Here is a 19902-nt window from a genome sequence, read left to right as displayed (position 1 = left end):
ATGGCGAGACGCACCCCCGTGGGGACGTTCGGCAAGGGCAAGCGGGGCATCAGCACGCTGGGCTGGGCGGTGCGGGGCGCCGCGGCCGGCGCGGCGGGCACCACCGCGCTCAACGCCGTCACCTACCTCGACATGACCGTCCGCGGCCGCGGCACCAGCTCCACGCCCGAGCAGACCGTGGAGAAGCTCGCCGAGAAGGCGCACGTGCCGATCCCCGGCGACGAGGAGCACCGGCAGAACCGGATCCAGGGGCTCGGGCCGCTGACCGGCCTGGTCGCGGGCATCGGCGTCGGCGTCGTCGTCGGGCTGGCCCGCGCCTCGGGCTTCCGCTCGCAGCCGCTGGTCGGGACGCTGCTCACCACGCTCGGCGTCCTGGTGGCGGCCAACGGCCCGATGACGGCGCTGGGGATCACCGACCCGCGCAGCTGGTCGGCCACCGACTGGGTGAGCGACCTCGTGCCGCACCTGGCCTACGGCGCCGTCGTCAAGACCACGATGGACGCCTTCGACCGATGAAGGACCACCCTTCCCCCCACGCCTCGCACGCTCGGCGCGGGCCCCTGAAGGGTGGCCGTTCCATCACGTCGCCGACCAGCCGCGGGGGTCGACGTCGCCGGGGACGGGGGCGGCGGGGTCGTAGGGCGTGCGGGTGAAGACGAACGTGCCCAGGTCCAGGTGGTCCTCGGCGATCCGCAGCGGCTCGCCGGCGTAGTAGCCGTCCAGGCCCACCCAGGTGCCGTCGGCGTCGCGGCGGAAGCGGCTGGCCCGCCCCGACCGGCCGGGCAGCGGACCGAGGTGCAGCAGGCCGCCGTCCACCGCGCGCAGCGCGTGCGGCGCCGGGCCCCAGTACCAGATGCCCAGCTGGTCCAGCGGGACCGGCGGCTGCGCCGGGCGCCACGGCCCGGCCACCCGCGGCTCGGCGGCGCGCAGGTCGGCCAGCAGGCCGGGGACGAGCACGTCCAGGCCGCTGGTGGTGTTGGCCAGCGAGACGCCGCCGGTCCCCTCCTCGCGGTCGACGAACACGCCGGCCAGGAAGCCGGGCATCGAGCCGCCGTGGCCGGTGAGCGTGCGGCCGTCGACCCGCAGCACCTGCAGCCCCAGCCCGTAGGCCGACCAGGCCGGGGAGGAGCCGTCGACGCCGGCCGGCACGGCCATCTCCTCGAGCGTCGCCGGGGACAGCACGTCGCCGGTGTCGCCGAGCAGGAAGGCGGCGAAGCGGGCGAGGTCGGTCAGCGTCGCCCACAGCTGCCCGGCGGCGGCCATCACGCCGGCGTCGTGCTCGGGCTCGGGCAGGACGACGTCGGCCCACGGGTGGACGGCGTACCCCTGCGCGGCGCGGCCGGAGGGGCGCGGCGTCGTCCGGGTCATGCCCAGCGGCGCGAGCACCTCGGCGGCCACGACGTCCTCCCACGACCGCCCGCGCAGCCGGGCCACGAGCTCCCCGAGCAGGCCGAAGCCGAGGTTGGAGTAGTGGAAGCGCCGGGCCTCGCCCAGGACGGCGTGCTCCCCGGACAGCTCCAGGTCGGCCAGCGGGCCGCCGGGCACCCGCTCCCACCAGCCGCCCGGGCTCTCCGCGGCGGCGCCGGCCAGGTGCGAGAGCAGCTGCCCGACCGAGCGGTTCCCGAACGGCGTGCCGGGCACGTGCCGGTCCAGCGGGTCGTCCAGCCCCAGCCGGCCCTCGTCGCGCAGCCGCATGACCGCGACGGCGGTGACGGTCTTGCTGATCGACCCCAGCCGGTACTGCACGTCGGTGTGCGGCTCGGCGACGTCGCCCCGGCCGGCCGACCAGGCGAGCCCGCCGTCCCGGACCACCCCGGCGACCAGGCTGGGTGCCCGGCCCTCGTGCTGCACCCGGGCGGTGCGGGCCAGCAGCGTGCGGGCGGTCGAGGGCAGCACGGGCTCCGGCATGACCGGAACGGTAGGTCAGGCCCGGACGGGCGCCGCCAGCCGCCCGGTGCGCCCGGCCCAGCGCTCGAACACGACGGTGACCAGCGGCGGGACCGAGGCGGCCAGCGCGAGCAGCGTCGTCCACCGGGACCAGCCGAGCACCCGCGCGGCGACCAGGGCCACGACCACGTAGGCGACGAACACCGCACCGTGGACCGGCCCGAACACCTGGACGCCGACCTCGGAGGTCTCCGGCACGTACTTGACGTACATCCCGGCGAGCAGGCCGATCCAGGACAGGGCCTCGGCGACGGCGACGGCGCGGAAGGCCAGGGCGACGGTGCGGGGGTTCATCGGTGCGCGGTCCTCGGGTCGGGGGCGGGTCCGCAGGGTCAACGCGGCAGCGGACGCCGACGTCCCGGTCGGGGGGTGTGACGTGCGTGGCAGGGTCGGGCCGTGCGGGGTCCGGCGCGGCGCGAGTTCTGCCTGGTCCTGCTGCGCCGGATGGCCGACCTGCGCTGGGAGGTGCTCTGCCCCGGCGGCAGCGTGCTGCACGAGCACCTGGTGCGGGCCCGGGCTCCCCGGTCCCGCCGGCGGCCGACGGGCGGCTGCGGGTGTGGGAGCACGTGGTGGCCGACGTGAGCGGCCTGCCCGGGGCCCGGGGTGGACCCGCGGGTGGTCACCCGCCGGGAGGTGCGGCTGCCCTCCGGCGCGACGGCCGCCTTCGTCTGGGGCCTGCTGCAGCAGGTCCGGACGGACAGAGCCCCGGCACCCGAGGATGGGGTGCCGGGGCTCCCGAGCGGCTGACTCCGCGCGTCAGCCGATGCGGCGGGCGCCGGCGTAGCCGCCCATCGCGTCGATGCTCGCGACCTTGACGACGTCGCCCGACGTCGGCGCGTGCACCATCTGGCCGTTGCCGATGTAGATGCCGACGTGGCTCACCGGGCTGTAGAAGAAGACCAGGTCCCCGGGCTGCAGGTTGGCGCGGGAGACCGCGGTGCCCATCGTCGACTGCATCCTGCTGGAGTGCGGGAGGCTGATCCCCGCGGCCTTGAACGCGTACTGGGTGAGGCCGGAGCAGTCGAAGGCGTCCGGGCCGGCGGCCGCCCAGACGTAGGGGTCGCCGCGCTGGGCCATGGCGGTGGAGACGACGATGCCGGCGACGCCGCTGGCCGGCGCGGCGGCCGTGGCGGGCTCCTCCGCGGCGGTCGCGGGCTCCTCGCGGTCCTCGTCGCGGCTGGCGCGGGAGTCCTCGGAGGCGTGCGCCGCGGCGGCGGCGTCGAGGGCGGCGCGCCGCTCCTCGGCGCTCAGCTGGGCGTAGTCGGCCTGGTAGGCGGCGATCTGGGCCTCGAGGTCGGCCTGCTGGGCGGCGACGGCGTCGTACTGGCGCTGCGCCTCGGCGGCGGCCTCGGCGGCCGCGGTCTGCGCGGCGGTGGCGGTGTCGGTGGCGGTCACGGCCTGGCCGAGCAGTTCGCCCTGGTAGCCGGCGACGCCCTGCAGCAGCGTGACGCGGTTGACGAACTCGTCGGCGTCCTCGCTGGTCATGAGCGCCTGCAGCGAGCCCATGCTGTCGCCGGTGTAGGCCGACCGGGCGATGCCGATGACCTGCTGACGCGCGGTGTCCACGGCGGCCTGGGCGGTGGCCAGCTGCGCGGCGGCGGCGTCGGCGGCGGCCTGCTGGGCGGCGAGCGCCTCGCGCGCCTCGTTGAACTGCTCGGTGACGACCTCGAGGTCGTGGCCCCGGGCGGCGACCAGCTGCGCGGCCTCGGCGGCCGTCGCCGGCTCCTCCGCCCCGGCCGGCGCGGGGACGGCGCCCAGCCCGAGGCCGATGCCGAGGGCGCCGGCGAGGGCGAGGGCGGCGCGGCGGCCGCGGCCGGTCGCGGGCGTGCCGGGGACGGACGTGCGCAGGGACGCCACGCGGCGGTCTCTCCTTCTCCCAGGCCGCCTACCGGGTTAGCTGACGGGTTCGGGCGTGGAGTCGCCCGGCGCGTACGGACACGCGCTACACCCCAGGACTGCGATGGGTCCCCGGCCCGGTCCCCACGGGAGAAGGACCGGCTCGACGGCGTCCGCGGGGTGTCACCCGGACTGGTGACGGAACGCCCCGTTGGACGTACAGAGCGTAAGGTCCGCGACCGGCGTGTGACAATCACCCCGGTGTAATTACATCGCTCACACAAGGTGACCGGGCGACTGCGGGAGGTTGCCGACCCCCGCCGGTTTGCACACCCGTGGGGACGTGTACCGATTGCTGCATGTCCTCCTCCACGCGGATGCGCGCCACCCGGACACGGATCGCCCGGCCGCTCGTCGCGCTCGCCCTGTTCGGCTCCCTGGTCGCCTGCGGTGACAACACCGACTTCTCGCGCGGCCCGACCAACTGCGACTCCGCCGGCGGCAACGCCAGCAACGAGAACGACGCCAGCTGCCAGGAGACCGGTCAGAACCCCGGCAACGACGCCCCGACCACCGACGACGCGAGCACCGACGACTGAGCGGCGCCCGGCCCCGGCGGGACGCCCGGTCTGGTGGCATGAGCGGGTGAGCCCGGCACGCAGGTGGACGGCGGCCCGGGTGCGGGCCGAGACACGGACGCTGTTGGCCGGTGCCCGCCGTCTGCTGCACGGGCGTGACCTCGCGCTCATCGGCGCGGGGCTCACCTTCTACGCCGGCATCGCGGTGGTGCCGCTGGTGCTGGTCTCCGTCCGGCTGACCGCGCTGGCCACCTCGGCCGAGGAGGTCCGCGCGCGCAGCGAGCGGCTGACCGAGCTGCTGCCGGGGTCGCTGGGCGCGCCGGGCGCGGTGGACCGGCTGGTCGACGCCGGCGTCCGGCTGGACCTGCTGGGCTTCGCCCTGGCGCTGCTGCCCCTGTCGCTGTACGGCGAGGGGCTGCGGCGGGCACTGATGCGGTTCAGCCGGCGACGGGAGAACCTCACCGGCTGGCGGGGCCGGCTGCTCACGCTGCCCCTGGTCGTGGTCACGCCGCTGCTGCTGTACCCGCTGCTGCTGGCCGCCACAGTCATGGCCGACCTGGCCCGCGAGGACGGCGCCGGGCCTCTGATCGGGCGGTTCGCCGTCGGCTACTACTCGGTGCTGTTCGTGCTCACCGTGCCCATCCTGTGGGGCTACGGCGTGGTGGCCGGCGGCCGGCACCGGTGGGGCGCGCTGGTCAGCGGCGCCCTGTTCACCGCCGCCTGTCTGTCCGGCTTCCTGCAGGGCTTCGTGCTGTTCCTGTCCCTGCCACTGGACCTGGGCGCGCCCTTCGGCGGCCTGGTCGTCGTCGGCGCGGTGGTCGCCATCGGCCTGTGGCTGTTCCTGCTGCACCTGGTCCTGCTGGCCGGGTGGCTGCTCACCCAGTCCCTCGACGAGCGGCTGGGCCGGCGTCAGGCGGTCGGCCGCCAGGGGGAGCCGGGCGGCGGCTCGGGTGCCGGGGTCGCCGGCGCGGGCGGCGGCTCGGGTGCCGGGGTCGCCGGCGCGGGCGGCGGCTCGGGTGCCGGGGCCGCCGGCGCAGGAGGCGGCTCGGGTGCCGGGGCCGCCGGCGCGGGCGGCGGCTCCGTGGCCGGTGGCGGCGGCTCCGGGGACGGCGGGGGCGGCGACGGCGCCTGGGGTGGCGAGGACGGCGACCCGGGCGCGGGCGCCGGCCGGGGTGCGGGGTCGGCCGGGGGCGCGGGCTCGGGCGCCGGCTCCACGTAGTCGCTGCCGTTGCTCACCAGGATCGACACCACCTGGCCGGGCACGGCGCGGCCGCCGCGCGGCGGGCTGGTGCCCACGAGGGCGCCGGGCTGCTCGTCGCTGTCGACGCGCACCGTCCGCGGGGTGAACCCGGCGTCGGCGAGGGTCCGCTCGCAGCCCCGGACGGTGGAGCAGCCGGGCACCGGGCGGGTGTTGCCGTTCTGCACGGTCTCGTCGGCCGGCGCGAACTCGCCGCTGCCGCGCGCGGTGAGGACCGGCTCCATCGCGTCGTGCCAGATGGTGGCGCCCTTGCCGCCGCCGAAGCCGCCGACGTCCTCGTTGCGCTTGGGGTTGAGGACCATGACGCTCGCGGTGATCTCGGGCGTGTAGCCCACGAACGCCACCGAGTAGTTGTCCTGCGAGGTGCCGGTCTTGCCGGCGATCTGGTGGCCGCGGACGTAGGCGCGCGCCCCGGTCTGTCCCGGGTTCCCCGGCTCGACGTCCCTGCGCAGCATCTGGTTCATCGTGTTCGCCACGCCCGGCGGGATCGCCTCGGGCGTGCACCGGTCGCCGACCGCGAGCGGCTCGCCGTCGGCGCCGACCGCCGGCTCCCCGTTCTGGTCGAGGACGGCGGTCACGGGGACGACGTCGCACTGCGTGCCGCCGGCGGCGAACGTCGAGTACGCGCTGGCCAGCGCCAGCGGGCTGGTCGCCTCGGCGCCGAAGGTGAACGACCCGCGGTTCTCGTCGATGATCTGCTGCGCCAGGCCCGGCGGGCTGAACTGGAACAACCCCGCCGCCTCGGCCATCCGCACCGGCTCCTCGACGCTGCCGAGGGCGTCCTCGAGCGCGAGGAAGTAGGTGTTGGAGGACTGGTACAGCGCCGTCGTCAGGTCCAGCGTCGGGCGGTAGCCCGACCCGGCGTTGCGGACGCAGTACCGGCCGTCGGTGTCCCGGCCCTCGCACGGGCCGCTGTAGACCCGGGAGACGTAGGGGTCGGGAGCGGTGAGCGTGTAGTAGGAGGAGTAGCCCCGGGCCAGGGCCGCGGCGGCGACGAAGACCTTGTACGTGGAGCCCGAGCCCTGGCTGGGTGCCACGTTGAGGTTGAACGACTCCTGGGTGCGGTCGGCGAGGTCGTAGCCGAAGGTCCGGTTGACGCTCATCGCCAGCAGGTGCCCGGTGCCGGGCTCGACGGCGGTGAACATCGCGGCCAGCGAGTCCTCCCGCGGCAGGGTCTCGAGCACCGCGGCGTCGCCGGAGCGCTGCAGCTCGGGGTCCAGCGTGGTCTGGACGGTGTAGCCGCCGTTGTCCAGCTGCTCCTGGCTGAGCCCCAGCTCCTGGATCAGGTACCGCTGCACGAAGTCGCAGACGAACGCGCCGACGCTGGCCTGGACGCAGCCCCGGGGCGGCGCCGGCGCGGGCGCCAGCCCGAGCGGTGCGGCCGCGGCCGCGGCCGCCTCGTCGGCGGTCACCAGGCCCTGCTCGGCCATCCGGGACAGCACCTCGTTGCGCCGCGTGGTGGCCGCCTCGGGGTCGGTGAACGGGTCGTCGTTCACCGGGCTCTGCACGAGGCCGGCCAGCAGGGCCGCCTGCGGCAGGGTGAGCGCGGCGGCGTCGACGCCGAAGTAGGCGCGGGCGGCCGGCTGCACGCCGTAGGCGTTCTGGCCGAAGTAGACGATGTTGAGGTAGCGGGCGAGGATCTCGTCCTTGCTGTAGAGGTCCTCCAGCGCCAGGGCCAGGCGCGCCTCGCGCAGCTTGCGGCCCACCGTCTGCTCGGTGGCGGCGGTCCGCTCCTCGGGGGTGTCGGCGGTCTGCAGCAGCGTCTGCTTGACCAGCTGCTGGGTGAGCGTCGAGCCGCCCTCGGCCACCTCCCCGGCGGCGATGTTGGTGACCAGCGCGCGCAGCGTGCCCTGCACGTCCAGGCCGCGGTGGCCGTAGAACCGGGCGTCCTCGATGGCCACCATCGCGTCCTTCATGACGTCCGCGATCTCGGCGGGCTCCACGGGGTCGCGGTTCTCGTCGTAGAAGTACGTGATCGGCTCGCCGTCGGCGGCGAGCAGCACGGTGTTGCCCGGCGGCGGGGCGTCCGTGAACTCGGTGGGCAGGTCGCCGAGCAGCCCGGTGGACTGCTGGGCGGCGATCGCGGGCCCCCCGACCCACGGGAGGAGCAGGCCCGCCACCAGAGCCCCGGCGACCACGATCGTCGCGGCCAACCGGAGCAGCGTGCCGGCCCGGCCGTCCTGCCGGTCCATGGGCCTCCCTCCCGTGCGCGCACACTGCAACAGAGATCACCTCCGGCCACAACGACCCGCGCCGTGCGGTCGCGCGGTCGGAGGACGCTCAGCCCTCCAGCAGCGTGGGCAGGTCGTCGCGGTGCAGCACGACCAGGGTGCTGACCGCCCGGGTGAGCACGACGTAGAGCCGGGACAGCCCGCGCGGCTCGGCGGCCACGATCGCCGCCGGGTCGGCCACCACGACCGCGTCGAACTCCAGTCCCTTGGCCAGCGCGGCGGGCACGACGGCGATCCGCCCGGCCGCCGCGCCGTCGTCGGCGAGCACCACCGCCGGCAGGCCCGCACCGGCCAGCAGCCGCGCCACCTCGGGCACCGCGGCGTCGGCGCAGACGACGCCGACCGAGCCGGGACCGGCCGCGAGGTCGGCGACCACCTCGGCCAGCGGCCCGGCGAGGTCGGCGACGGGGCGGACGGCGAGCGCGCCGGGCTCCCGGCGCACGGCGGTGGCCGCGGGCAGGCCGGGCGCGATCGCCGGCAGCAGCCGGTTGGCGTAGTCGAGGACCTCCCCCGGCACCCGGTAGCCGCGGGTCAGCGGCCGGACGGCGGTGTCCGGCCGGCCCAGCTCGGCGAGCGTCGGCGCCCAGTCCGCCGGCGACCACGGGGCGGTGGCCTGGGCGAGGTCACCGAGCACGGTGAGCGACCCGGCGGCCAGCCGGCGGGCCACCGCGCGGCACTGCATGGGCGAGAGGTCCTGCGCCTCGTCGACGACGACGTGGCCGTAGCCCGCCGTCCGCTCGAGCAGCCCGGCCACCTCGTCGACCAGGGCGGCGTCGGCGGCGGTCCACGGCGCGGTGCGGACCGAGCGCGGCGCGGGGCGGTGCAGCAGCGCCTGCTCGTCGTCGGTGAGCACGCCGCGGGCGGCGCGGGCCAGGACGGCGGGATCGCCGAGCAGCTCCGCCACCAGTCCGGCCGGGTCGCGGGCGGGCCAGACGGCGTCGCAGAACGCGCGGACCTCGAGGCTGCGCGCGGCCCGGCGGGTCTCGGCGTCGGTCGGGCTGCCGCCGGCCTCCTCCTGCTGCCGCCGGGCGTCCTCGGCGAGCAGCAGCGCCAGCCGCTCCCGCCCGGCGGTGTGGTGCAGCCGCTGCTGGTCGTCGGGCGCCCGGCCGCGCCGCCGCAGGTCGTCGACGTACCGCTTGAGCCGCTCCACCGGCACCCGGTGGCGGCGGCCGGCCAGTGGCACCAGGACGTCGTCGGCGGGCTTGGTGATCGCGCCCCACAGCGCCCGCTCCAGCACCTGCGCCATGCGGGCGTCGCCCTTGAGGACGGCGACCTCCGGGGCGTCCTGCGCCCGCACCGGCACCCGGCCGGTGAGCTCGGCGACCGTCGCCTGCTCGACGTCGACCTCGCCGAGGGTGGGCAGCACCTGCTCGATGTAGCGCAGGAACGCGCGGTTGGGCCCGACGACGAGGACGCCGGTGCGGGCCAGCTGCCCGCCGTGCGTGTAGAGCAGGTAGGCGGCGCGGTGCAGGCCGACGGCGGTCTTCCCGGTGCCCGGCGCGCCCTGCACGCACACCGACTCGGCCAGCGGGGCGCGGACGATCTCGTCCTGCTCGGGCTGGATGGTGGCGACGATGTCGCGCATCGGGCCGCTGCGCGGGCGCTGGATCTCGGCCCGCAGCAGGGCGCCGTCACCCTCCTCGCCGAGCGCGAGCAGCTCGTCCTCGTAGCTGGTGAGCTCGCCGCCGGAGAAGCCGAACCGGCGGCGGCGGACCAGGCCCTGCGGATCGGCGGCGCCGGCCCGGTAGAACGGCCGGCTCATCGGCGCCCGCCAGTCGATGACCACCGGCCGGCCGGCGGCGTCGCGGACGTGCCGGCGGCCGATGTGGAAGGTCTCCTCGGCGCCGTCGGTGCGGCCGAAGAAGGGCGGGACGCCGGGGTCGGCGGCCAGCGAGCGCAGCCGCTCGGCGCGGGCGGCGCCGAGTCGCTCGGAGGCCCAGGCGTCGACGCCGGCGTCCACGACGGCGGAGGCGGCGGTGCGCATCCCGGCGAGGCAGTCCTCGGCGAGGGCCAGGTGGGCGCGCTCGGCGGTGAGGACGGGGTCGGTCACGGTCGTGTCGGTCGGTGTCGCTGACACGGCCGGTGGACGTTACGCCGTCGTGTGCCGTCCGTCACGTCCGCCCCGGGAGCGTGCGACTCCGCGGAAGTGCACGGGGCGACTCCGCGGAAGTGCGCCGGAGGCGGCGGTGTGGTCCCCCGGGCGGGCGGGGAGGATGCGGGACATGCCCGACTCGATGCTCGCCGGCCGGCTCAACGTGCGCACCAAGCAGTTCGAGGTCAAGGAGGTGCCGCGCCCGGCGCCCGGACCGGGGCAGGTGCTGGTCGAGGTCCGCGCGGCCGGCATCTGCCTGTCCGACGTCCACCTCGTCGACGGCACGCTCAACCCGCTGTTCCTGCAGGGCGAGGAGGTCACGCTCGGGCACGAGGTGGCCGGCGTCGTCGCCGAGCTCGGGGAGGGCGTGACCGGCTGGCAGCCCGGGCAGCGGGTCCTCCTGCAGGCCGGCGAGGAGGTCGACGGCTGGATCCACACCCGCGGCGTCGACTACGACGGCGGGTGGGCGCAGTACGCGCTGGCCACCGTGGAGACCCTCGTGCCCATCCCCGACGAGCTGCCCTTCGAGCAGGCGTGCATCGTGCCCGACGCGGTGTCGACGCCGTGGGCCTCGATCGTGAAGACCGCCGGCGTGCGCGCCGGGGAGCCGGTGGGCGTGTGGGGCATCGGCGGGCTCGGGGCGCACGCGGTGCAACTGCTGCGGCTGGCCGGCGCGGCGCCGATCGTCGCCGTCGACCCGGTGGAGTCCGCCCGGCAGCGGGCGCTGGACTTCGGCGCCGACCTCGCCCTGGACCCGTCCGAGGACGTCGCCGGCCGGGTGCGGCAGCTCACCGGCGGCGCGGGCCTGTCCCACGCGTTCGACTTCGCCGGCGTGGCCGCGGTGCGCGAGCAGGCGGTGCGCTGCCTGGAGCGCGAGGGCGGGCTGGTGCTCGTCGGGCTCACCGACCAGCCGCTGACCATCCGCAACGGCACGCAGTTCAGCTACTTCTCCCAGCAGATCCTCGGCCACTACGGCTCCGAGCCCGGGCACGTGGAGCAGCTGGTCGGCCTCGTCCGGCACGGCCGGCTGGACCTGTCCCGTTCCGTCTCCGGCACCCTGCCGCTCGAGGACGCGGCGAAGGGCGTCGAGATGCTCGAGCGCAAGGAGGGCAACCCGATCCGGCTGGTCCTGCTGCCGAACGGCTGAGCTCAGGGACGGTCGCCGGGTTCCACGACGTGCGCCCGCACGGCGCGGAACTGGGCAGGGGTGGCCAGCAGGACCTCCTTCGTCGGCTCGCCGACCTCCAGCGCCGGCTCCCGGCGCAGCGCCGCCAGCGGGGCGAGCCGGGGGTCGGCGAGCACGGCGTCGGCCATCCCCCGGTCCCCGCCGGTGAACAGCGCGTCGACGTCGCCGGCGTGCGGCAGCAGCACCCGGGCGGCGGTGTCGGCGGCCGCGGCGACCACGGCGTCGGCCTGGTTGCCGCGGCGCCGGGCGAAGCGCTGCTGGCTCCAGCCGCCGGCCGCGCTGCGGCCCTGCACCAGCCGGCTGTCGACCTTGGAGACGACGAGGTCCGCGCCGTCGAAGACGCCGGTGGCCCAGCGGCCGCGGCGCACCAGCAGGACGGCGGCCCGCCGCGGCCGGCGGGCGGCGGCGGTGAAGGTGGCGAGCGGCGCCGGGCCCGGGGTCCAGCCGAACGGCGCGCGCAGGGTCACGGTCGTGCCGTCGGCGCAGGTGACCCGCAGGGTGCCGTCGTCGTCGACGGCCGTGTCGAAGGCGCCGTGGCGGGCGGCGACGCCGTCCAGCCACCGGCCGAGCCGCTCGGGCGCGACGCCGAGGACCCGGCCGCCGCCCGCGGCGGGACGCGGCCGGGTCAGCGCGCCATCGCCGGCTCGGCGGCGTGCTCGGCCGGCACGTGCAGCAGCCGCTGCGCGGCGAGCACGACGACGGCGGCGATCCCGGCCGAGGCCGTGGCGACGAGGAACGCGGCGTTGGCGCTGACGGTGTCGACGACCTTCCCGGCGATCGAGGTGCCGACGGCGACGCCGAGGCCGAGCGCGGTGCCGATCCAGGTGAACGCCTCGGTCACCGCCACCCGCGGCACGATGAGCTCGGCGAGGGTGAACGAGCTGATCAGCGACGGCGACACGGCCACCCCGGCCACGACGACGAACGGGATCATCACCCAGACGTTGCCGATGAGGACCAGCGGCACGGTGAGCACGGTCAGGGCCGCGAGCACGACGAGCAGCCGGTGCCGCAGCGGGTGCCGCCAGTGCACGGCGCCCCAGCCGATCCCGCTGATCATCGAGCCGAGCGCGAGGCCCGCGATGAGCACGCCGGACAGGCCCATCGCGCCGACCTCGTCGGCGAAGGCGACCAGCGCGATCTCCAGCGTGCCGAGGATGGACCCGACGGCGGCGCCCACGACGAACAGCACCCGCAGCCCCGGCGTGCGGATGGCCGAGGGCCCCTTGCGCGCCTCGTGCCCGTGCGGCGGCGGCTCGGTGCGCCCCTGCGCGGCGAACAGCAGCGCGCCGACGACGGCGAGGGTGAAGGCGGTGACGACGCCCGAGGTCGAGTGCCCGGTGGTGGACAGGAAGGTCACGAGCACCGGCCCCACGATGAACACCAGCTCGTCGACGACGGACTCCATCGCCAGCGCCGTGTGCAGGCGGTGGGTGCCGCGCAGCAGGTGGGTCCAGCGCACCCGGATCATCGAGGCGACCGGCGGGATGCACGCCCCCGCGATGCCCGCGGTGACGAAGAAGGTCCACCGCGGCCAGTCGTCCTTGACCGCGGTGAGGAACAGCGCGCCGGCCGCCGCGAACACCGCGACGACGGGCAGCAGCGTCCGGCGCTGGCCGAAGGTGTCCGCCAGCCGGCCGATGACCGGGCCGGCCAGGGCGGTGGTGACCGCGCCCGCGGCGGCGACCGTGCCGCCCAGGCCGTAGGAGCCGGTCTCGTCGGCGACGAGCAGGACGCACCCCAGGCCGACCATCGACAGGGGCAGCCGGCCGATGAAGGCGGCGAGCACCATGGGCAGCGCGTGCGGCGTGCGCAGCACGTGCAGGTAGGGATTGGGCACCGGGGAGCGAACCTGTCGTCAGGGGGACGCGGGACCGCCAGCCACGCTAACCGACGTCCGCACGCTCGGCTGGCAGACGGCTCCGTTGCGTGCACGGCACGGACAGAGCACGGGCCCCGCCCCGGACGACGTTGTCCGGGGCGGGGCCCGAGCCGGGGGCCCGCCGACTAGGCGAGCCGGCTCTTGAGGATCTCCAGCTCGTCCCACATGGTGCTGGGCAGCTTGTCCCCGAACTTCTCGAACCACTCGGTGATCTGCGGGATCTCCGCGCGCCACTCGTCCTTGTCGACGGCGAGCGCCTTGCGCACCTGGTCCTCGGTCATGTCCAGGCCGGAGACGTCGAGCGAGTCGGGCGTGGGCACGTGGCCGACGGCGGTCTCCTCGGCGGCCGCGGTGCCCTCGATGCGCTCGACGACCCACTTGAGCACCCGGCTGTTCTCGCCGAAGCCCGGCCACAGGAAGCCGCCGTCCTCGTCACGGCGGAACCAGTTCACGTAGAAGATCCGCGGCAGCTTGGTCGCGTCGTGCGCCTTGCCGGTCTCGACCCAGTGCCGGAAGTAGTCCCCGGCGTTGTAGCCGATGAACGGCAGCATGGCGAACGGGTCGCGGCGGACGACGCCGACCGCACCGGTGGCCGCGGCCGTCGTCTCCGAGGACAGCGTCGCGCCCATGAAGACGCCGTGGTTCCAGTCCCGCGCCTCGGTCACCAGCGGGATCGTCGTCTTGCGGCGGCCGCCGAAGAGGATCGCCGAGATCGGCACGCCCTTCGGGTCGTCGTACTCCGGCGCGAGGATCGGGCACTGCTCGATCGGGGTGCAGAACCGCGAGTTCGGGTGCGAGGAGGGCTCGTCGGAGTCCGGCGTCCAGTCCTGCTTCTTCCAGCTGGTGAGGTGCGCCGGCGGCTCCTCGGTCATGCCCTCCCACCAGACGTCGCCGTCGTCGGTGAGCGCGACGTTGGTGAACACCGAGTTGCCCTTGTCGATGGTGCGCATCGCGTTGGGGTTGGTGTCCCAGCCGGTGCCCGGCGCGACGCCGAACAGGCCGAACTCGGGGTTGAGCGCGTAGAGCCGGCCGTCCTCGCCGAACCGCATCCAGGCGATGTCGTCGCCGAGGGTCTCGACCTTCCAGCCGGGGATGGTCGGCTCGAGCATCGCCAGGTTGGTCTTGCCGCAGGCGCTGGGGAAGGCCGCCGCGACGTAGTACGTCTTCTGCTGCGGGCTGGTCAGCTTGAGGATCAGCATGTGCTCGGCGAGCCAGCCCTCGTCGCGGGCCATCGCCGAGGCGATCCGCAGCGAGTAGCACTTCTTGCCCAGCAGGGCGTTGCCGCCGTAGCCCGAGCCGTAGGACCAGATGGCCCGCTCCTCGGGGAAGTGCACGATGTACTTGGTCTGGCTGCACGGCCAGGGCACGTCCTCCTGGCCCGGCTCGAGCGGGGCGCCCAGGGAGTGCATGGCCGGCACGAACGGCCGGTCGGTGCCCATCGCCTCGAGGATCCGCGAGCCGATGCGCGCCATGACCCGCATCGAGACGACGACGTACTCGGAGTCGGTGAGCTCGACGCCGAACATCGGGTTCTCGGCCTCGACCGGGCCCATGCAGAACGGGATGACGTACATCGTCCGGCCGCGCATGGAGCCCCGGTACAGCTCGGTCATGATCGACTTCATCTCGTCGGGGGCCATCCAGTTGTTGGTCGGCCCCGCGTCGGCCTCGTCGACCGAGCAGATGAAGGTGCGGTCCTCGACGCGCGCGACGTCGGTGGGGTCGGACGCGGCCCAGAACGAGTTGGGCTTCTTCGCCAGGCGGGTGAAGGTGCCGGCGTCGACCAGCCTCTGGGTGAGCCGCTCCCACTCCTCGTCGCTGCCGTCGACCCACACGACCTCGTCCGGGGTGGTCAGCTCCGCCATCTCGCGCACCCAGGCGAGCAGCCGTGCGTGCGTGGTGGGGGCGTTGTCGAGACCGGGGGTGGTCACGGAGGTCACGGCGTCTCCATCCTCTGGGCACGCCGGGTGTCGGGGACACCGGCGCCGGTGCGTGCTGTCTCCCCGGGGCCGGCGGAACGGGTCCGGCCGTCGGGTTCGGGAAGCGTACAAGCGGGGACACCCGCCTGTAACGGTGAGAGATGTTACGTCTAGGACGTCTACGTCGGCGCAGGGTGGGCGCCGGGAACACCGCAGGTCGGAGCGGTGTTGGCTCTCGGGCGTGACCAGTCTCACGAACGGCTCCGCGCCCTCCCCGGCCCTGTTCACCCCCCTGACGCTGCGCGGGGTGACCCTCCCGAACCGGCTCGTCGTCGCCCCGATGTGCCAGTACTCGGTGACCGACGGGCTGGTCGGCGACTACCACCTCGTGCACCTCGGCCGGTTCGCGCTCGGCGGCTTCGGCACGGTCGTCGTCGAGGCGACGGCGGTGACGCCGGAGGGGCGGATCAGCCACGGCGACGTCGGCCTGTGGTCCGACGCGCACGTGCCCGGGCTGGCCCGGATCGCCGGGTTCCTGCGCGCCTCGGGAGCGGTCGCCGGCATCCAGCTCGCCCACGCCGGCGCCAAGGCGAGCAGCCACAGACCGTGGGAGGGCGGGGCCCCGGTCACCCCGGAGGACGCGCTCCCGGGCGAGCAGCCCTGGCAGACCGTCTCGGCCAGCCCGGTGCCCGCCGTCCCGGGAGGGCCGGTGCCCCACGAGCTGACCGTCGCCGAGCTCGGGGAGCTGCGCGAGGCGTTCGCCGCGGCCACCCGGCGGTCGGTCGAGGCCGGGTTCGACGTCGTCGAGGTGCACGCCGCGCACGGCTACCTGCTGCACCAGTTCCTCTCGCCGCTGTCCAACCGGCGCACCGACGCCTACGGCGGCTCGCGGGAGGCCCGCCGGCGGTTCCCGCTGGAGGTGGTCGAGGCCGTCCGCGCCGCGTGGCCGGAGGACCGGCCGCTGTTCGTGCGGGTCTCCGCCGTCGACGGCACGCCCGACGGCATCACCCTCGACGACACGATCGCGTTCGCCCGCGAGCTGCGCGCCCGCGGGGTCGACGTCGTCGACGCCTCCGGCGGCGGCCTGGGCGGCTGGGAGCACCCGCTCGGCTACGGCTACCAGGTGCCCTTCGCCGCCGGCATCCGCGACGGGGCGGACGTCGCCACGATGGCGGTGGGGCTGATCGTCGACGCGCGGCAGGCCGACGCCGTCGTCGCCGGGGGCCTGGCCGACCTGGTCGCCGTCGCGCGCGAGGCGCAGGAGGACCCGAACTTCGCCGTCCACGCCGCGCGGGACCTCACCGGCGCCTACGACGCCTACCCGGTGCAGGCCGGCCCGCGGCTGGGCCGGCGCAACGCCCTCCTCGGCACGCTGGGGCCGTGGACCGGGCCGGCGCCCGTGCAGGTGCCCGAGCGCGCCCGGTGACGCGCCGCCGCGGGGCGCTGCTCGCCGCCTCCGCCGTCCAGCTGGCGGCGGGCCTGGCCGGGACGGCGCTGTCGCTGCGCCGGCGGCACGCGTTCGACACGCCGGTGCTGTCCGGGCGCGCGGCGACGGTCGGCCGCGACGCCTGGTGGGCCGGGACGGCGCTCGGCCCGCCGGCGTGGACCCTGGCCGTCCACGGCTGGGCGCTGGCCCGCCTCGCCGCCGGCGACGACCGGCGCGCCCGGCGGGTCCTCGCCGCCACCGGCGCGGCCCTCGTGCCCGGCTACCTCGCCGAGCGGCTGGTGCGGCGGCGGCTGACCCCGGCCGGCGCCGAGCCCGTCGAGACCGCGGTGGCCGCCGCCGGGCTGGTCGCCGCCGCCGTCATGGCCGCGCTCGGTGCTCAGCCCTCCGGCGCCCGGCCGTAGTCGGGGCCGACCCGGGCGAGGAAGGAGTCCCAGTCGCCGGGGTCGGGGTGCCCGCCCATCTCGGCGTCGAGCTTGTCGAGGTACCAGTGCCAGCCGAGCGCGTAGTCGGTGACGTCGGTGCCGGCGGCGAAGTCCTGGCTGAGGTGCAGCGTCGTCCGGCCGCTCTCCACGACCACGGCGAGCCCGACCCGCCAGTCCTCCTGGTCCGGCCACTCGACGACGAGCCGCCGCGGCGGGTCGCACTCGGCGATGCGGGCCTCCATCGCCGCCGGCTCCGTCTCGTGGGTCATCGTCAGCGTCCCCCGGCCGCCGGGGGCCCGCTCGCCCTCGTAGGTGCCGAACCAGCGGGCCAGCCGGTCGGGCTCGGTGAGCGCGGCCCAGACGGCGTCGGGCCCGTCGCCCCAGGAGCGGCGGAACTCCAGCCGGAGGCGCCCGTCGGGCAGCTCGGCGACCGCGCCGGTGCGGTGGGTCGGCGGGTCGGCGGGGGTCGCGGGGTCGGTCACGGGGCGTCTCCGTCCGTCGGGGGACCCGTCGCGCCGACCCTGCCGCACGCCGCGCGGGGTTGCCAGCCCGCCGCCCCGGGCAGGGACCGGCCATGACCGTCACCGACCCGGACGCCCCGGACCCCCTCAACGACCCCCGGACGACGCAGGCCGACCCCGGCGCCTACGCCGAGGGCGCGGACCTGGCCTCGACCGACGACGACCCGGCGTCCACCGGCGAGGAGGAGCTCGCGGCCGACGACGCGGGGACGACGGCCGGGCAGACGCTCGCCGACGACGCCGGCGGCGGGGACGTCACGGGAGGCGCGGTCTCCGGCGCGTCGTGACGGGCCGGTCCGTTTCCGCTGCTGGCCTGCGGGGAACCCGTGCCGACGTCCCTCTCCGACGACGAGGAGGTCCGACATGGCCACGGGTGAGACCGGATTCGAGGACGTCGCCTACGACCTGATCTCGGTGCAGTACCACTCGCTGAAGGCCGGGCACGACTACGGCCAGTACGTGCGGGACGCGGAGAACGCAGGCCTGGACGACATCGCCGGCTTCTTCCGCGAGGTGATGGAGCAGGACTCGGCGCGCGCCAGGCGCTGCCACGAGTTCCTGAAGAACCTGTCGGGCACCGAGCAGGGCGGCCCCGCGATGGGCTGACCGCACGACGCAGGAGGGCCCCTCCCCGGCGGCAGGAGTGACCACTTCTGCCGCCGGGGAGGGGCCCTCCGTCGTCCGGGGTCTCAGACCGCGCAGGAGCCGTCCTCGCAACCCTCGGCCGCGGGGACGGTGACCAGCGGGTGGGCGTCGGCCCAGGCCCGCTCCAGCACCTGCAGCAGCAGCTCGGCCGGCTGGGCGCCCGCGGCGCCGTACTTCCGGTCGACGACGAAGAACGGCACCCCGGTGGCGCCGAGTGCCTGGGCGGTGGCGCCGTCGGTGAGGACGGCGGGACGGAAGCGGTGGTCGGCGAGCGCCGCCCGCACCTCGGCCTCGTCCAGGCCCACCTCGACGGCCAGGGCGGCCAGCGAGTCGACGTCGAAGACCGAGCGGCCCTCCTCGAAGTGGGCGTGCAGCAGCCGCTCCTTCATCGCGCCCTGCACACCGCGCTCGGCGGCCAGGTGGATGAGCTCGTGGGCGAGCAACGTGTTGCCGCTGACGCCGTCGGCCAGGTGGTACTCGAGGCCCTCACCGGCGGCGGTCTCCTCGACGTGCCGCATCATCGCGCGCATGTCCTCGACCGGGCGGCCGTACTTGGCGGCCAGCGCCGGGAGGGTCGCGTGGGTCTCGCCCTCGGGGATCGTGGGGTCGAGCTGGAAGGACCGCCAGACCACCTCGACCTGGTCGCGGTGGGGGAACCGCTCCAGCGCGGTCTCCAACCGGCGCTTGCCGATGTAGCACCACGGACAGACGACGTCGGACCAGACCTCGATGCGCACGGCATCCCCCAACCACGGTCCGGCGGCCGTCATTCCGCGCGGTGGACCTCCGCGCGGGCGCGCCCGTCGCCGGGGGTCGGGTCGAGGAAGACGAAGCGGACGCCCTCGTGGCGGGCGACCAGCCGCCGCTCGGCCTCGTCGGAGGCCCGCTCGATGTCGGCCACGGTCGCGGTGTCGGCGAAGTCGACCTTGGCCATGACGGCCAGCTGCCCGGGACCGATGACCGTGGTGAGCAGGACCGGGACGTCGTCGACCTGGGGCAGCCCGGCGATCTCCTCGCGCAGCTGGTCCTGCAGCCGGCGCGGGATCGACTGGCCGATGAGCAGCGAGACGTTGGCCCGCGCCAGCGACCCGGCCACCAGGAGCAGCAGCACGCCGATGAGGATCGCGGCGACGCCGTCCCACACCGGGTCGCCGGTCACCTGCTCGAGGAACAGGCCCAGCGCGGCGAGGACGAGGCCGACCAGCGCGGCGCTGTCCTCGAACGTCACGGCCTTGACCGTGGTGTCGGTGGTCTCGGCCAGGTAGCGGCGGGGCGTCGTCCCCCACCTGCGGGCTGCCCCGCGGACCTGCCGCACCGCCTTGAGCCAGGAGGCGCCCTCGAGGACGAAGGAGACGGCCAGGACGACGTAGGCGATCAGCGGCGAGCCCTGCTCCTCGCCCTCGAGGATCGTCTCGATCCCCTGGTAGAAGGAGAAGCCGGCGCCGAGGGTGAAGGTCGCGAGGCAGGCCAGCAGCGCCCAGAAGTAGGTCTCCCGGCCGTAGCCGACCGGGTGGCGGGCGTCGGGCGCCTTGCTGCCGCGCTTGAGCGCGACGAACAGCAGCACCTCGGTGATCGTGTCGGCCAGCGAGTGCGCGGCCTCGGACAGCATCGCCGAGGAGTGGCTGACCAGCCCGCCGACCAGCTTGGCGACGGCGATGCCGAGGTTGGCCAGGCCGGCGACGACGACGGTGCCGGTGGACTCCCCGCCCGACTCCCCGCCGGTGCCCTCCTTCGCGCGGACGTGCTCACGGGTGGGGACCGGCTCGCTCATGGCCGCACCGGTGCCCCACGGTTGCCCGGCGCAACCACGTGCCGGTCAGCGGCGCGGGGGGGGGGGGGGGGGGGGGGGGGGGGGGGGGGGGGGGGGGGGGGGGGGGGGGGGGGGGGGGGGGGGGGGGGGGCGGGGGGGGGGGGCGTGGGCGCCGGCGGGGGGGCGGC

General features: G+C 75.9%; 19 protein-coding genes, 1 pseudogene and 1 riboswitch. Of the genes and pseudogenes, 9 read left to right on the top strand and 11 right to left on the bottom strand.

Translation table 11 applies throughout. The features are described 5' to 3' along the window. The gene (locus ACI79B_RS07305) at positions 1-516 is read left to right on the top strand and encodes a hypothetical protein (protein ID WP_456927384.1); all 516 of its coding nucleotides are present in this window, start codon (positions 1-3) and stop codon (positions 514-516) included. A 63-nt stretch (positions 517-579) separates the two neighbouring features. On the opposite strand, the gene ACI79B_RS07300 is transcribed toward ACI79B_RS07305, so the two are convergent. Next, entirely contained in the window at positions 580-1908 is a 1329-nt protein-coding gene (locus ACI79B_RS07300; protein ID WP_456927383.1) for a serine hydrolase domain-containing protein, read from the bottom strand. A gap of 15 nt (positions 1909-1923) precedes the next feature. Beyond that, on the bottom strand, positions 1924-2241 hold the full coding sequence (locus ACI79B_RS07295; protein WP_456927382.1) for a DUF3817 domain-containing protein: 318 nt from the start codon (positions 2239-2241) through the stop codon (positions 1924-1926). A 102-nt stretch (positions 2242-2343) separates the two neighbouring features. Here ACI79B_RS07295 and ACI79B_RS07290 point away from each other — a divergent pair, with 102 nt between their 5' ends. Then, positions 2344-2529, top strand: coding sequence for a hypothetical protein (locus ACI79B_RS07290; RefSeq protein WP_456927381.1), 186 nt, complete (start codon positions 2344-2346; stop codon positions 2527-2529). A gap of 174 nt (positions 2530-2703) precedes the next feature. Here ACI79B_RS07290 and ACI79B_RS07285 read toward each other — a convergent pair whose 3' ends face one another. After that, positions 2704-3804: an NlpC/P60 family protein gene (locus tag ACI79B_RS07285; RefSeq protein ID WP_456927380.1), complete on the bottom strand. Its 1101-nt coding sequence runs from the start codon at positions 3802-3804 to the stop codon at positions 2704-2706. Positions 3805-3815: 11 nt separating this feature from the next. Beyond that, positions 3816-3956: riboswitch (cyclic di-AMP (ydaO/yuaA leader) on the bottom strand. Between the two features lie 186 nt (positions 3957-4142). Here ACI79B_RS07285 and ACI79B_RS07280 point away from each other — a divergent pair. Next, complete coding sequence (locus tag ACI79B_RS07280) at positions 4143-4382, top strand: hypothetical protein (RefSeq protein ID WP_456927379.1); 240 nt, start codon at positions 4143-4145, stop codon at positions 4380-4382. Positions 4383-4428: 46 nt separating this feature from the next. Beyond that, positions 4429-5247: pseudogene (locus tag ACI79B_RS07275) on the top strand (YhjD/YihY/BrkB family envelope integrity protein); the annotation flags it as partial. Positions 5248-5270: 23 nt separating this feature from the next. Here ACI79B_RS07275 and ACI79B_RS07270 read toward each other — a convergent pair. Together ACI79B_RS07270 and ACI79B_RS07265 are read right to left on the bottom strand one after the other, a co-directional pair. After that, entirely contained in the window at positions 5271-7811 is a 2541-nt protein-coding gene (locus ACI79B_RS07270; protein WP_456927378.1) for a transglycosylase domain-containing protein, read from the bottom strand. An 88-nt stretch (positions 7812-7899) separates the two neighbouring features. Beyond that, positions 7900-9900, bottom strand: a complete 2001-nt coding sequence (locus ACI79B_RS07265) for a HelD family protein (RefSeq protein WP_456927377.1) — start codon at positions 9898-9900, stop codon at positions 7900-7902. 172 nt (positions 9901-10072) lie between these two features. Between ACI79B_RS07265 and ACI79B_RS07260 the strand changes: the two genes are divergently transcribed. Next, positions 10073-11089: a zinc-binding dehydrogenase gene (locus tag ACI79B_RS07260; RefSeq protein ID WP_456927376.1), complete on the top strand. Its 1017-nt coding sequence runs from the start codon at positions 10073-10075 to the stop codon at positions 11087-11089. Positions 11090-11091: 2 nt separating this feature from the next. Here ACI79B_RS07260 and ACI79B_RS07255 read toward each other — a convergent pair whose 3' ends face one another. The 3 genes from ACI79B_RS07255 to ACI79B_RS07245 all read right to left on the bottom strand — a co-directional run bounded on the left by ACI79B_RS07255 (position 11092) and on the right by ACI79B_RS07245 (position 14950). Beyond that, on the bottom strand, positions 11092-11757 hold the full coding sequence (locus ACI79B_RS07255) for an acVLRF1 family peptidyl-tRNA hydrolase (RefSeq protein ID WP_456927590.1): 666 nt from the start codon (positions 11755-11757) through the stop codon (positions 11092-11094). Next, positions 11754-12968, bottom strand: coding sequence for an MFS transporter (locus ACI79B_RS07250; RefSeq protein WP_456927375.1), 1215 nt, complete (start codon positions 12966-12968; stop codon positions 11754-11756). The genes ACI79B_RS07255 and ACI79B_RS07250 overlap by 4 nt, the downstream gene beginning before the upstream one ends. A gap of 167 nt (positions 12969-13135) precedes the next feature. After that, complete coding sequence (locus ACI79B_RS07245; protein ID WP_456927374.1) at positions 13136-14950, bottom strand: phosphoenolpyruvate carboxykinase (GTP); 1815 nt, start codon at positions 14948-14950, stop codon at positions 13136-13138. A gap of 220 nt (positions 14951-15170) precedes the next feature. Between ACI79B_RS07245 and ACI79B_RS07240 the strand changes: the two genes are divergently transcribed. Continuing rightward, entirely contained in the window at positions 15171-16355 is a 1185-nt protein-coding gene (locus ACI79B_RS07240) for an NADH:flavin oxidoreductase/NADH oxidase (protein WP_456927373.1), read from the top strand. Then, positions 16352-16777, top strand: a complete 426-nt coding sequence (locus ACI79B_RS07235; protein ID WP_456927372.1) for a hypothetical protein — start codon at positions 16352-16354, stop codon at positions 16775-16777. The genes ACI79B_RS07240 and ACI79B_RS07235 overlap by 4 nt, the downstream gene beginning before the upstream one ends. On the opposite strand, the gene ACI79B_RS07230 is transcribed toward ACI79B_RS07235, so the two are convergent. Further along, a complete protein-coding gene (locus ACI79B_RS07230; protein WP_456927371.1) occupies positions 16753-17280 on the bottom strand; it encodes an SRPBCC domain-containing protein in 528 nt (175 codons plus the stop codon). The genes ACI79B_RS07235 and ACI79B_RS07230 overlap by 25 nt on opposite strands. 92 nt (positions 17281-17372) lie before the next feature. On the opposite strand from ACI79B_RS07230, the gene ACI79B_RS07225 reads away from it, so the two are divergent. Both ACI79B_RS07225 and ACI79B_RS07220 read left to right on the top strand, forming a co-directional pair. Further along, entirely contained in the window at positions 17373-17606 is a 234-nt protein-coding gene (locus ACI79B_RS07225) for a hypothetical protein (RefSeq protein WP_456927370.1), read from the top strand. A 76-nt stretch (positions 17607-17682) separates the two neighbouring features. Then, positions 17683-17925, top strand: coding sequence for an acyl carrier protein (locus ACI79B_RS07220; protein WP_456927369.1), 243 nt, complete (start codon positions 17683-17685; stop codon positions 17923-17925). 83 nt (positions 17926-18008) lie between these two features. Here the strand turns inward: ACI79B_RS07220 and ACI79B_RS07215 are convergent, their stop codons facing one another. Together ACI79B_RS07215 and ACI79B_RS07210 are read right to left on the bottom strand one after the other, a co-directional pair. Further along, positions 18009-18701 carry a DsbA family oxidoreductase gene (locus tag ACI79B_RS07215; protein WP_456927367.1) on the bottom strand — a complete coding sequence of 231 codons (693 nt, stop codon included), beginning with the start codon at positions 18699-18701 and terminating at the stop codon, positions 18009-18011. 29 nt (positions 18702-18730) lie between these two features. Next, complete coding sequence (locus ACI79B_RS07210; RefSeq protein ID WP_456927365.1) at positions 18731-19735, bottom strand: cation diffusion facilitator family transporter; 1005 nt, start codon at positions 19733-19735, stop codon at positions 18731-18733. Positions 19736-19902 lie beyond the last annotated feature (167 nt).

The organism is Geodermatophilus sp. SYSU D00879, assembly GCF_054050375.1.
Note: the sequence above shows the minus strand (reverse complement) of the source record. Positions and strands in the feature narration are given on the sequence as shown.

Coding starts and splice junctions, on each gene's coding strand:
- ACI79B_RS07305 (WP_456927384.1), top strand. CDS start 1: ATGGCGAGACGCACCCCCGTGGGGACGTTCGGCAAGGGCAAGCGGGGC.
- ACI79B_RS07300 (WP_456927383.1), bottom strand. CDS start 1,908: ATGCCGGAGCCCGTGCTGCCCTCGACCGCCCGCACGCTGCTGGCCCGC.
- ACI79B_RS07295 (WP_456927382.1), bottom strand. CDS start 2,241: ATGAACCCCCGCACCGTCGCCCTGGCCTTCCGCGCCGTCGCCGTCGCC.
- ACI79B_RS07280 (WP_456927379.1), top strand. CDS start 4,143: ATGTCCTCCTCCACGCGGATGCGCGCCACCCGGACACGGATCGCCCGG.
- ACI79B_RS07270 (WP_456927378.1), bottom strand. CDS start 7,811: ATGGACCGGCAGGACGGCCGGGCCGGCACGCTGCTCCGGTTGGCCGCG.
- ACI79B_RS07260 (WP_456927376.1), top strand. CDS start 10,073: ATGCCCGACTCGATGCTCGCCGGCCGGCTCAACGTGCGCACCAAGCAG.
- ACI79B_RS07225 (WP_456927370.1), top strand. CDS start 17,373: ATGACCGTCACCGACCCGGACGCCCCGGACCCCCTCAACGACCCCCGG.
- ACI79B_RS07220 (WP_456927369.1), top strand. CDS start 17,683: ATGGCCACGGGTGAGACCGGATTCGAGGACGTCGCCTACGACCTGATC.
- ACI79B_RS07210 (WP_456927365.1), bottom strand. CDS start 19,735: ATGAGCGAGCCGGTCCCCACCCGTGAGCACGTCCGCGCGAAGGAGGGC.